The 12334-nt window shown below is 52.6% G+C and carries 10 protein-coding genes; all 10 read right to left on the minus strand.

Annotation, left to right across the window (positions count from 1 at the left end):
- Positions 1-31: 31 nt before the first annotated feature.
- Complete coding sequence (mntR, locus tag RB298_RS07955; RefSeq protein ID WP_009591262.1) at positions 32-457, minus strand: transcriptional regulator MntR; 426 nt, start codon at positions 455-457, stop codon at positions 32-34.
- A 171-nt stretch (positions 458-628) separates the two neighbouring features.
- Positions 629-1342 (minus strand): cytochrome c biogenesis CcdA family protein, encoded by a 714-nt coding sequence (locus RB298_RS07960; RefSeq protein ID WP_009591263.1) that lies wholly within the window; start codon positions 1340-1342, stop codon positions 629-631.
- Between the two features lie 17 nt (positions 1343-1359).
- A complete protein-coding gene (locus RB298_RS07965) occupies positions 1360-2190 on the minus strand; it encodes a metal ABC transporter permease (RefSeq protein WP_175495141.1) in 831 nt (276 codons plus the stop codon).
- A 20-nt stretch (positions 2191-2210) separates the two neighbouring features.
- Positions 2211-2960, minus strand: coding sequence for a metal ABC transporter ATP-binding protein (locus RB298_RS07970; RefSeq protein ID WP_036665754.1), 750 nt, complete (start codon positions 2958-2960; stop codon positions 2211-2213).
- Between the two features lie 101 nt (positions 2961-3061).
- Positions 3062-4153: a metal ABC transporter solute-binding protein, Zn/Mn family gene (locus tag RB298_RS07975; protein WP_486046689.1), complete on the minus strand. Its 1092-nt coding sequence runs from the start codon at positions 4151-4153 to the stop codon at positions 3062-3064.
- Between the two features lie 214 nt (positions 4154-4367).
- Positions 4368-6356, minus strand: coding sequence for a methionine--tRNA ligase (metG, locus tag RB298_RS07980; RefSeq protein WP_096773221.1), 1989 nt, complete (start codon positions 6354-6356; stop codon positions 4368-4370).
- A gap of 464 nt (positions 6357-6820) precedes the next feature.
- Positions 6821-7078, minus strand: coding sequence for a membrane protein insertion efficiency factor YidD (gene yidD, locus RB298_RS07985; protein ID WP_096773220.1), 258 nt, complete (start codon positions 7076-7078; stop codon positions 6821-6823).
- The gene (locus tag RB298_RS07990) at positions 7075-7545 is read right to left on the minus strand and encodes a Fur family transcriptional regulator (protein ID WP_009595022.1); all 471 of its coding nucleotides are present in this window, start codon (positions 7543-7545) and stop codon (positions 7075-7077) included. The genes yidD and RB298_RS07990 overlap by 4 nt, the downstream gene beginning before the upstream one ends.
- A gap of 233 nt (positions 7546-7778) precedes the next feature.
- Positions 7779-10511 carry a copper amine oxidase N-terminal domain-containing protein gene (locus tag RB298_RS07995; protein ID WP_486046692.1) on the minus strand — a complete coding sequence of 911 codons (2733 nt, stop codon included), beginning with the start codon at positions 10509-10511 and terminating at the stop codon, positions 7779-7781.
- A 155-nt stretch (positions 10512-10666) separates the two neighbouring features.
- A complete protein-coding gene (locus tag RB298_RS08000) occupies positions 10667-12307 on the minus strand; it encodes a glycoside hydrolase family 3 protein (RefSeq protein WP_486046694.1) in 1641 nt (546 codons plus the stop codon).
- Positions 12308-12334: the final 27 nt, after the last annotated feature.

Consider the following 12334-nt stretch of genomic DNA (forward strand, 5'->3'; position numbering starts at 1 on the left):
AAGCATCTGTCACAAGCGGACAGATGCCACATTACGATTCGTTGACTAATTCGTTATGAACGTCACGCAAATCCTGAAGTCGATTCTCATCACGCTTGAAATATTCCACAAGCGTCTCAATTCTCGTAATGGAATCCCAGCTCAAGTGATGCTCGATTCCTTCAACGTCCCTGTAAATGTTTTCATCCTGTACACCGATCATTTCAAGGAATTCCTCAAGCAAATGATGACGCTCCATGAGCCGCTTGCCCATTTTTTTGCCTTTGCTGGTCAGAACCAAACCACGATATTTTTCATAGATCAAATATTCGTCTTTGTCCAGCTTTTGAATCATTTTCGTGACGGATGAGGGGTGAACCTCCAAGCCTTCGGCAATATCCGAAACGCGCGCATAACCTTTTTCGTCGATCAACTTGTAGATGCGCTCCAAATAATCCTCCATGCTAGGTGTCGGCATCTTATTCCCTCTTTTCTATAATTACATAACCCGTGCCATAAAACTGTTTTACCTGCATTAGTAATGATACATGTTTTTAAGACCCGTTGGCAAGTCCTGGTCCAATCCTCATGTCAATATGGGCCTATGTCAATATGGACCTATGAATTGAACCAGCCTTACCCAACAGCATTAGAATTTAAGCCATTCCGGCGTAATGCCTTGCAGCCAAATCGTGATTTTGTACATTTGATCCGTGAAGAGCAGAACCCCCATCAGAATCATCAAGACGCCGCCGACCTTCATCAGCGTGCTTGAATATTTAAGAATCCAGCGGGTGGAGCCGATGAAAAAGGCCAGGATGAAAAACGGTACCGCAAACCCGAGCGAATATGAAGTGATCAGCGGGAACCACGTTCCCGGATCGGAAGCTGCAAGCGCGATGATCGCCGTCAAAATCGGTCCTACGCAAGGCGACCAGCCTGCGGCGAAGCCGATACCAAATAGAAATGTTCCTATGTATCCGGTCGGTTTGGATTTAAAATTGAATTTCCGGTCCTTCATGAGAAACTTAGGCTGGAAAATGCCGATAAGCATAAGTCCCATCACGATGATCAGCAGCGCGGATAACTGGCGAATCAGATCCTGGTATTCCGTGAAGAACTCCCCGAACAGGCCTGCCCCCCAACCGAGAGTGTAATAAACAGCAGAAAACCCAAGGATGAACGCGAGTGTGTGCGTCATGGTCCGGAAACGGACCTCCTTGCGGTTCTGTTCGTTCTTTAAGTCATTGACCGACATGCCTGTAATAATGGATAAATAGGACGGGTACAGCGGCAGGCAGCATGGAGATATAAATGAAGCGAAACCGGCCGCAAACGCGATGCCGATATTAATATCAGCCATTTGATTTTAGAACCCCCTTATGTCGTAAAGCCCTTTTTGCCGACAAGCGTAATGATGAGCAGGCTGATCAGCAGCAGCACGATGGTGGCGCCGGGTGCCAAATTAAATACGCCGGCAAGCATCAGTCCCCCGATAACGGCAATTTCGGAGATGATCACCGATAATACGATGGAGCTTCGGAAGCTTCTCGCCAGCAATAAACTGATCGCTACCGGAATGGTCAGCAATGCGGAGACCAGAAGCGCGCCCACAATCTTGATGGCGGTGCTTACGACAAGCGCCGTCAGCACCGTAATGATCATGTTCATCCATTTGACGGGCAGGCCGCTGACGCTGGCCGCATCCTCCTCGAAGCTGAGCAGGAAAAATTCCTTGAAGAACATTACCACTACCGCAATGACAACGACGGTAACGCCGCCTACCATATAAATATCCGTGGAATCCAGCGTATAGATGCTTCCGAACAAATAACTCATGACATCCGTATTATAGCCCATTCCCAGCGTGAAAAACAGCGAGGCCAGCGCAACGCCGCCCGACATAATAATGGCGATGGACAGCTCGGCATAACTTTTGTAGGCCTTTCTCAGCTTCTCAATCGCAAAAGAGGCCAGCACCGCAAATACTAATCCTGCGGCAAGCGGGTAGACTTCGATCAAAAATCCGAGGGCCACGCCCGCTATCGTGACGTGCGACAACGTATCGCCGATCATCGACAGCCTGCGCAGCACGAGGAATATCCCGATAAGCGGGGCCGTAATCCCGATCAGAACCCCACCGATCAGCGCCCGCTGGAAAAAATCGCTAAGCAAAATATCAAGCAATGACAACGTCTCCTTCTCCTGCATCCATAAGTTTGTTTCTATGATTATACGAGCGAATGCTGCAAGTCCACTTCCGCGCAGTTTTCGATTTCATGGGAATGCCGGACGAAAAACTGAATCTTTCCGTTTTGCGATACCGGCGATTCGCCCAGGTAGTCTTTGACCATGTCCAAATCATGGGTGACCATCAGGAACGTCATATGGTGATGGGCATGCATATGGGTGATCAATTCAAAGAATCCGGCTTGGGTCTCCGCATCAATGCCGATTGTCGGCTCGTCCAGTATAAGCAGATCCGGACGATTAATCAGCGCGCGAGCAAGGAATACGCGCTGCTGCTGGCCTCCGGACAAGGCGCCGATCCGTTTATCGGCAATATCCTGAATGCGCATCACTTCCAGCGCGTCCTCGCATTTCTGATGGTCCAGGCGGCTCAAACGGCGAAACATTTTTTTTCGATTATATAGACCGGACATGACGACTTCGCGCACGGTGGCAGGGAACAGCGGGTTGAACGCATTTTTTTGCGGAACATAGCCTATTCGCTCCCAGTCCTGGAATTTACGGATCGGCTGGCCGAACAGTTCAATGGTCCCTTCAGCGGCGGGAAGCAAGCCGACGATCATGCGGAGCAGGGTGGTTTTACCCGCGCCGTTAGATCCGACGATGCCAACGAAGTCCCGCTCTTTTATGGTGAAATTAAGATCCTTGATCACCTGTTGATCCCGGTAATGAAAGGATACATCCTTGATTTGTACGATAGGTTGGTGGCAATCCTGCGCTGCCGGCTCCATAAACAGGCCGCCTTTCTCTCTGTAGTCTCTCTATAATAAATATACGAGTCCGTATACGTTCATAACACGAAAGAAGAGGGGGATATGATCCCCCTTCTTCCTTATTGTAAAGCCTTCGTTAGATTTTGCAAATTTTTCTCCATCAGCGTGAAATAATTCTCGCCGCTGCTTGCCTGCTCCTTGGTCAGCCCCTCCACCGGATTCAGCACCAAGGTTTCCACGCCCGCTTCATTGGCCAGCGTTTTGGCCAGTTTATCCGATACGAGTTCTTCGAAGAAGATATATTTCACTTCCTTCTCTTTCACCGTCTTAGTCAGGTTCACGATATCCTGCGCTCTCGGCTCGGCGTCTGGCGACAGTCCCATAATCGCATGCTGCGTCAAACCGTAGTCCCGGCATAGATAACCGAATGCCTGGTGGGATACGACGATATCTTTTTTCGGCAGTTTGGACAGCTCGCTCGCAAAGTCGTTATCCAGTTTGACCAGCTTCTCTTTTAACGCTTCATAGCGCTGTTCATAGCCGTCCTTATGTTCCGGATCGACCTCGACCAGGCTGTTCTTGATATTTTCTGCCATGACCAGCGCGGATTTCGGGCTTACCCAAGTATGCGGATCCGTATGATGGGTATCCGTGTTCGTCTCGGCTGCCTCTTCCTCGTGATCATGGCCTTCATGATCTTCTTCGGTGCCTTCCTCATGGCTGTGGTCGTGCGCTTCAGCGCCTTCTCCATGACTGTGGTCATGTTCCTCTTCATGGGCTGCTTCACCATGCCCGTGGCCATCATCCCCCACGGCGTCGATCAGTTGGATCCCTTGGGAAACGATGACTGGTTTCACTTGCGTATCTTTATCGAGACCCTTTAAGAATCCAGGCGCCCAGCCTTCCAGCCCTGCACCATTATAAAGAAACAGCTGAGCCTTGGATGTATTGACGATATCCTGGCTCCGCGGCGTCCAATCATGAGGCTCCACGCCCGTTGGCAGAAGATTCACGACATTGACCTCGTCTCCGCCGATTTCCTTCGTAAATTCATATATTGGATAGAAGGTCGTAATGACGTTAACCTTGCCTTCAACAATGCTTCCGCCGGATTTGCTTCCGCAGCCCGACAGGATGAGCATCGCCAGCAACATCGAAGTTACGCTCCAGGTCCAGCCGTTCAGTTTGTTCTTGCTCTTTCTCTTGTTCATGTTCATCTCCCCCACATTCGCTCCGCTCAACTAATCGTAAACTTTACTAAAAAGATTATAAGAGCAGTTCGACGTGATTGTCAACCAAATCGTAAAAGTTACTATTAGTTTTTCATATAGAACTCAGGTACCCCGCGTATTAGAGGAAAAAAATAACGGCGTACCCTTAACAGGGTACACCGTCTGATCCAACTTAATTCAACGCAGGCGTCATTTATTTCACGATGGCGCCGTTTGGCATGCCCTCCGGCACGGTTGCCAGCGTGAGCTGATCCCCGTAGGAAGCGGCCAAAATCATGCCTTGCGACATTTCGCCTCTAAGCTTCACCGGCTTCAGGTTTGTCACGCAAATCACTTTGCGTCCCACCAATTCCTCCGGCGTATAGAACTTCGCAATGCCGGACACCACCTGCCGCTGCTCAAACCCGAGATCCAGCTGCAGCTTCAGCAGCTTGTCCGCTTTCTTGACCGGCTCGGCGGCGATGACCTGTGCTACGCGCAGCTCAACCTTGGCGAAATCCTCGATGCCGATTTCCTCTTTGAGCTCCACAGGCTCCGCTCCGCTATCGGCGGACGAAGCTGCCGCCGAACCCGTAGGCTCTTCCTCGGCTGCCTTCTTGCCGCCAGTCATCGCTTCAGCGATGTAGGCCACTTCCAGCTCCGCATCCAAGCGAGGGAAGATCGGCTCGCCCTTTTGAAGCTTCGTACCAGCCGGTATCGCTCCGAGCTGGCGTCCGCTTTCCCAAGTTGTCAATTCCCCTTCCGCCAAGCCGAGCTGTTCCCACATTTTCTTCGGCGTGCGGGTCAGGAACGGCTGCAGCAGGATCGATGCAATCCGCAGCGTCTCGACCAAATGGCTCATAACGGAAGCAAGCTCATGCCGTTTGCTCTCGTCTTTGGCCAGCGTCCACGGCTGGGTCTCATCGATGTATTTGTTGCTGCGGCTGACAAACTGGCTGATCGCCGTCAGCGCAACCGAGAACTCCATATTCTCCATGGCAGTTTCGACTTTGTCATAAACGGACTTGGCCGCTTCCTCGATCGCGGCATCAAAAGGCGTTACGCCTGCCGAGAAAGCCGGAACCTCCCCGCCGAAGTATTTATCGACCATGGCCACGGTGCGGTTCAGCAGGTTGCCCAAATCATTGGCGAGGTCGGAGTTCACCCGCTCTACGAAGCTTTCCGGCGTAAACGTGCCGTCCGCCCCGAACGGAACTTCGCGCAGCAAGTAATAACGAAGCGCGTCGAGACCATACCGGTCGATCATCGTGACCGGGTCGACCACATTCCCTTTGGATTTGGACATTTTGCCGTCCTTCATGAGCAGCCAGCCGTGGGCAAACACTTTTTTCGGAAGCGGCACATCGAGCGCCATCAAGATGATCGGCCAATAGATCGTATGGAAACGCACGATTTCCTTGCTCATCAGGTGAACGTCCGCCGGCCAGTATTTGTCATACAGGCTGGTGTCCTCCGTACCGTAACCGAGTGCCGTGATGTAGTTCAGGAGTGCATCGATCCACACGTAGATGACATGTTTCGGATCGCTCTTGACCTTAACCCCCCACTCATAGGTTGTACGGGACACAGCCAGATCCTCAAGACCCGGTTTAATGAAGTTGTTGATCATCTCGTTCTTGCGGGATACCGGCTGAATGAAATCCGGATTCTCCTCGTAATACTGAAGCAGGCGGTCCACATACTTGCTCATGCGGAAGAAGTAGCTCTCCTCCTTCACGAGCTCCACCGGCCGGCCGCAGTCCGGACAATTGCCGTTGACCAGCTGACGTTCCAGGAAGAACGACTCGCAAGGCGTACAGTACCACCCTTCGTATTCGCCCTTGTAGATGTCGTCCTGCTTCAGCAGACGTTCGAATACTTCCTGCACCACCGTGGTGTGGCGCTTCTCCGTGGTACGAATGAAGTCTTCGTTCGATATGTCCAGCTTTTTCCACAGATCCTTGATGCCTGCCACGATGTCGTCAACGAACTGCTGCGGGGTTTTTCCGGCCTCTGCCGCTTTGCGTTCGATCTTCTGCCCGTGCTCATCGGTCCCCGTCAAATAACGGACATCGTATCCGCGAAGCCGTTTGTAGCGGGCCATGGCGTCGCCGGCCACCGTTGTGTAAGCATGTCCGATATGCAGCTTGTCGCTCGGATAATAGATCGGCGTCGTAATATAAAACGTCTTTTTGTCTGCCATTGTAACCTTCCTTTACCGTGAAATTGATTGTCGCATCAAGCGATTCCTTAGGAAAACCAGCAGTAAACAGCAAAAAACCCCCGCCCCTATGGGACGAGAGTTATTCTCACGTGTTACCACCCAAATTCCCCGTACCCTTGCGGGCAACAGGCTCATCTGCCGTCATACGGCGCCCATTAACGCTGGCTCACGCCGCTTCTTTACGGCAGCCACTGGCTGCAGCGCTCAAAAACGGATCCTCCAAGACCATTTTCCGAAATTCGCCAAGACCGGTTTCCAGCTCCTCCGGCTCTCTGTTCAAGGCAAGCTTTTCGTACTTATCTCTTCCTCGGATATACCTATAATTTCTTACATTTTAATCAAACGAGCCGCAGCGTGTCAAGGTGTGCATCGATCCAAGGCATCCCCCTGGCTGCGGGCGGCATGCTTTCGGTTATCATCCATATGATACCCCAAAAAAATCGCTATTCCTCTGTCAATGAAGACGACATCTTATCCTTGCGCGGCGGGACCAAATCGATGCCTCCAGGATGAAACGGATGACATCTCGCGATCCGCTTAGCAGCCAGCCAGGAGCCCTTCAGCGCACCATGCACCTCAATCGCTTCCAGGGCATATGCCGAACAGGTTGGATAGAAGCGGCAAGTCGCCGGTTTCAGAGGAGAAATGAATTTCCGATAGAAGTGTATCGGCACCTTCACTACCCTGCGCGCCGTGCTCATGCCCGGCTGTCCCGATTTCCTCCACCGGCCTGCGAAGTTTCCTTATCGTTATTGTCCTTGCCGCAGTCCCGGCAGTATCCGAACACTTCGAATTTATGCTGGACCACCTGGAAATCGTCCGGTGCATCGGTCAGCTGCATCGGGCAGAAGGTAATCGGATAGGTCTTCTGGCACTGCAGGCAGATCATGTGATGATGATGGTGTTCTTCGCTGCAGCGTCCCCGGAACTTGACGCCTTCCTCGAACACGACTTGCTCCAATACGCCAAGCTCGTACAATACCCGAAGATTCCGGTATACCGTATCAAAGCTCAAACCGCTGTACTTCCGGCCCATATATTCGTATACATCCTTGGCCGTCAAATATCCAGGATGTTCCCCAAACAATTTGGCAAGCGTCTTGCGCTGATCGGTAATGCGCAGCCCATGTTCCGACATGGCGTCGATGATCTGTTCCGTCGTAAGCATACGCAATAACCTCCTCTACTTGAAGATACTCTCTCCTTATAATGCCTGAAAAAAATGACAGCGTCAATGAAAGCGGTTGTGAACAGGCAAACCGCCTGCCAAGCAGCCAGGAGCTTGAAAGGCTAACGGACGGCATAAACCTGCCCCTCCCTCGGCAAAAATCAACAAAAAGGACAGCCCGGGCCGTGTTTCGGCTGATGGGCTGTCCGCTTGTTGTTTATGAATAAATAGGATTAGTTCTTCACTTCCGGCAGCGGCTGGAGCAGTATGTTGATCGGCAGGCTGCTTCCCGGTGCTGCCGTAAACAGGATTTCCACCGTCTGCTCGTAATTTCCCGTACGATAGAGAACGGCGGCTTCGTTCGGTGCAGATACCGCACCACCGCTGGTGTTCGGCGTCTGAATGATGTTTCCGTTCACCATCATCGCGCCCATGTATTTGCCTCCGCGCGGATTCAGCGTGATCAGCGTATTGGGTGCTACGCGGTGCAGCTTGATTTTGTACAGAACGCCGAAGTTACCGGCGTTGGATTGATATGAACCGTTAATGCCGTCATACCCTTCCAGGTTCGGATCGTTTGTCTTATCACCAATCGCAAGACGCGTAGGCGTGTTGCCTACCAAATCATAGGATTCAATGATTCGGGTCGAGTCCGGGTAGGTTCCCCGGTTATGAATGCCATCGGCCGGGTGAAGCTTCAGGTATGGCAGCTTCTGGATCGGATCCTTGGCTTCATCGATCATGATGACATCATATCGAATCGGCGAATCCGAATACAGGTCGGCAAACATGGACAGCACCTGCTGATTCTTCATTGTTTGCGCGCTCAAATCTTGCAGGATGATCCGGCTTTCGCCAGGGGCGAGCGAAATCGTCTTGAATGCATCCGCTGACTGCATGGACTCGAGATAGCGCTGCACAGCCGCTTTCCCCGTAGCAGTCGGAATGTTGATCGGACCGCCCAAACCGGTATACTCGGTGGTCAGACGCGCCGTCATCGTGTTGATGTTGGTCGCTACGACATACATCTTCATGTTCTTTCCGGTTGCATTCAAGTGGTGAATCATGAAGCGCGTGCTGGCATTGCCGATCTCGCGATATACGATACCTTCCTGATAGACGGTTTCCGGAGAGTTGCTGCGAATCAACAGGTACGGCTCGGAGCTTCTCGTAATCGGCGTCAGATTCCATGTCGGCACGGCCGATCCGTCAAACGTGTATTTGTCGCCGATGCCCGTAAATAATTGATTGAATTGATCGCGCGTATACAACACTTCGCTTGTTACGTTGATGATTTTTTCGTATGAGCTGGTCGCCCCATGCTTATCGGTCACGATCAACAGCACTTTATGCGGCCCTGCCGTAAAGAAAGCCTGATCGTTGTTTTCCCACTTAAACGTAATTTCATCGCCGGGATCGCTGTCATAACTCATGTTAATGTACGTAATTTTCTCGCCGATCTTGTATTGCTGTTTATCCGTGTCGAACATGGCCACAGGCGGCGTATTCGGTGCGGATACATGAATGCTCAAAATATACGGATCGCTCCACTCCCCGCTGGCGTCCTGTACCGAATAGGAAACCGTATGCACGCCAGGCTCGTCAAACACATCTTCCCGGCCTTCCCAATGCTCGTCTACGATAGCCAGGCCTGTCGGCGAATAGGCATTCGTCTTGTACGTTACCTTGGTTTGTCCGGCAAAGACTTCACCAGGCTGCACCGTAAAGGATGCCACCGGCTTGGAGCTCAGGCTCAGGATGATCCGCTTGTTCGGCTGGTCGACCCGGTAGGTGATGTCCAGCGCCTGCGTGATGCTGGTCAGCGGCACCATAAACGTATTATTGGACTGGTAAGCCGGTCCCTTCATCGATTTTCGAACGCCGTTCACCGTGTATACGCTGCTATTCGTCTTAAAGCGCAGCTCATCGTTACCTCGGATAATAATCGTTTCCTTTGTCTTGCCGTCATAGGTCAGTCTCAGGCCGACACGGTCGACGAGGGATCGAATCGCGACATAGGATACGCCATTCTTGACTGCCATAGGCTGTCCGGCGGTATACGCTTTTCCGTTCTGATACATCTTGTTGCTGTTCATCATCAGGATCAGGTCATTCGGACCGAGGTTCGGTATGTTCGGAACCTCGCTGCCGGATCCGCCGCCGCTGCTGCCCCCCGGCTGTTCGCCGCTGTTGCTGCCGCTGCCCATTCCGGACAGATCGAGAATCACTTTCTTCTCCGGCTGGTTCACCGTGTATGGAATATCAAGCGCTTGCGTGATCGCGGTCAGCGGTACCATAAACACGTTGTTGCTCTGGTAGGCAGGGCCTTTCATCGGACGCACCTGTCCGTTGACTTTATAATTGCTGCTTCCTGTCGTGAACCGGAGCTCATTGCCATCCTTAATGATAATGGTTTCCTTCGTCTTATTATCGTAAGACAGCTTAAGTCCTGCGCGCTCCACCATGGCGCGAATGGCGACATAGGATACCCCTTGCTTCACGGCCATCGGCTGGCCCGCTTTGTACTGCTTGCCGTTATGGTACATCACATTGCTGTTCATCAGCAGCACCAGTTCGTTAGCGGCTGCATTGGTAATGCCGGCTTCGGGCTTGCTTTCGGCCGGGCTTCCCTCTTCGTTCTCAGATACTTCATTATCGGAAGGATCGCTTGCCGAGTCCTCCTGCTGTTCATTGGGTTCAGAAGGTGTGGCATTCGGATCGCTGGTCGTGCCTTCGATTGAATCGGAAGGTGTTTCTGTTGGCGTTGCCGGCGTTTCCTCCGCTTGCTGCAAGTCCGTCTGTTGTTCTCTGTTTGCCTGGCCTTGTCCTTCCACCGGGGACTGCAGCGCCGGTTGCCCGTTTAGCGCCGGAGCTGTAACATCCGGTGATTCAGCTGCCACGGGAAATGCCATGGATACTTGGGCCGCGGCAAGGACTGTAATCATCGAGATTCGTTTGAAATTCATTCTCTACTCCTTTAAAACTCTCAGTATAGTCTGTCTGCCTCTATTGGACATACTATTAGACGCCGACTTTCCCGAAAAGTTGCTCAGAAATGGCTGGAAAATAGGAAAACCGGAGCATTCCTAGGCAGGAAGACTCCGGTTTGGGCAACCATTATTTAATTATTGACATAGTCCTGATTACCGGTCCAGCCGAGAGGATAGGTCTTGCTGATCCCTACCGGAAGCTTACCCTCAGGCCTAACTTTGCCAACCAATACACCCGCGGCGGCATTCATGTAGTAAGGCGTATTCTCGTAGCTGCACAAATATGCGGGAACTGGCGGAAGATCATTGATATCGTACGGATTGCGGGTTGCGACGATAACGAGCGTCACATCCTCAAGTTCGCTCAGCCTGCTTACAAGCTTCTGCTGACCTTGCGGAAGACGGCTCTCGGAGGTGTACGTAGCCACCACGATCTGCTTATATCCTTCCGCGGCTTTAACGGCCTGCTCTACCTCTTCGTCGGACATATCCGTCCCGACGCGCAGATCGTCCGCCTGCACGCCGTAACTTCTCAGGGCATCCCCTAGCGTGTAGCTCTTGCTCCATGCTTCGTCGACCTGGGTCGCCTGAAGCAGCTCCGGCCAGATTACGGCAACCGCCTGCTCCGGCTTAAGAGGCAGCTGCCCTTCGTCTTTTACCAGCGTGATTCCCCTGCCTGCGATTTGAGCGAGCAGTTGTTTGGTCTCTTCGGCAACCTCGCCAATCGGGTGGACGGGAAGCTCTTCAGCGAGTTTCGCATTACGTTGTTTGAGCGCCAAAATCCGATCAACGGCTTTGTCGATCAGCTCTACCGGGAGTCTCCCGCCGCGGACAGCCTCGATGACCGCCGTAATCGCTGCCGTCTGCTCCGACAGCGTATGGCTGACCAGCACGCAGTCCGCACCTGCTTCGATCGCGCGGATCGCACCTTCCGGAATGCCGTACTCCTTGGAGATCGCATGCATCTCGAGGCAATCCGTCACGATCAAACCTTCGAAGCCCATTTCCTCCCTCAGCAGCCCTGTTAATACAGCATGAGAAAGCGTTGCAGGCAGATCACTCGGCTCAATGGCCGGGAAACTGACGTGAGCCGTCATGATGGCATCGACGCCGTCCTTGATCGCTTGTGCGAAAGGGAACAGTTCAACGCTGCGGAGCCGTTCCAAATCATGCGGTACGGATGCCCGCCCCAGGTGGGAATCGACGCTGGTGTCGCCATGCCCCGGGAAGTGCTTGGCTGTAGCGGACACCCCTTCTTCCTGATAACCCTTAATCGCCGCAGTCCCGAGCTCGGCAACGGCATGGGGATCTTCGCCGAAGGAGCGCACGCCGATAACCGGGTTGCGCGGATTGTTGTTGACGTCGAGGCAAGGCGCGAAGTTCATGTTCACGCCGAGCGAACGCAATTCGCGCGCCCCGATTTGCGCCACCCTGTAGGCATCCTCTGCGCTGCCCGCTGCTCCAAGCGCCATATTGCCCGGAATTCGGCTGATGCCTTCATGATCGATTCGCGCGACCATGCCGCCCTCCTGATCAATCGAGATCAGAAGCGGAAACGGTTGGCTGCCCGAAGCGAGCTGCTGCAGGGATTCCGACAGTTCGGCAAGTTGAGGCAACGTCTTCACGTTCCGGCGGAAGTAGCAGATGCCCCCCACCTGAAATTGTTCGATCAGTATGTTGGCATGCTCATTCGGCGTCAATGCGTTGAAGCCGCATATAAACATTTGTCCTACCTTTTGCTCTAGCGTTAAATCTGCTGCCGTCCATTTCATGGATTCCAAACCTACTTTCTATCAATT

Origin of the sequence: Priestia sp. BR_2, from assembly GCF_041954005.1 — a bacterium.
In the GTDB taxonomy this organism is placed as follows: Bacteria; Bacillota; Bacilli; order Paenibacillales; family Paenibacillaceae; genus Paenibacillus_AQ; species Paenibacillus_AQ lautus_A.

Bases quoted from the DNA above. Each gene is read 5' to 3' on its own strand.
- mntR (WP_009591262.1), bottom strand. From the start codon at position 457: ATGCCGACACCTAGCATGGAGGATTATTTGGAGCGCATCTACAAGTTG.
- RB298_RS07960 (WP_009591263.1), bottom strand. From the start codon at position 1,342: ATGGCTGATATTAATATCGGCATCGCGTTTGCGGCCGGTTTCGCTTCA.
- RB298_RS07965 (WP_175495141.1), bottom strand. From the start codon at position 2,190: ATGCAGGAGAAGGAGACGTTGTCATTGCTTGATATTTTGCTTAGCGAT.
- RB298_RS07970 (WP_036665754.1), bottom strand. From the start codon at position 2,960: ATGGAGCCGGCAGCGCAGGATTGCCACCAACCTATCGTACAAATCAAG.
- RB298_RS07975 (WP_486046689.1), bottom strand. From the start codon at position 4,153: ATGAACAAGAGAAAGAGCAAGAACAAACTGAACGGCTGGACCTGGAGC.
- metG (WP_096773221.1), bottom strand. From the start codon at position 6,356: ATGGCAGACAAAAAGACGTTTTATATTACGACGCCGATCTATTATCCG.
- yidD (WP_096773220.1), bottom strand. From the start codon at position 7,078: ATGAGCACGGCGCGCAGGGTAGTGAAGGTGCCGATACACTTCTATCGG.
- RB298_RS07990 (WP_009595022.1), bottom strand. From the start codon at position 7,545: ATGCTTACGACGGAACAGATCATCGACGCCATGTCGGAACATGGGCTG.
- RB298_RS07995 (WP_486046692.1), bottom strand. From the start codon at position 10,511: ATGAATTTCAAACGAATCTCGATGATTACAGTCCTTGCCGCGGCCCAA.
- RB298_RS08000 (WP_486046694.1), bottom strand. From the start codon at position 12,307: ATGAAATGGACGGCAGCAGATTTAACGCTAGAGCAAAAGGTAGGACAA.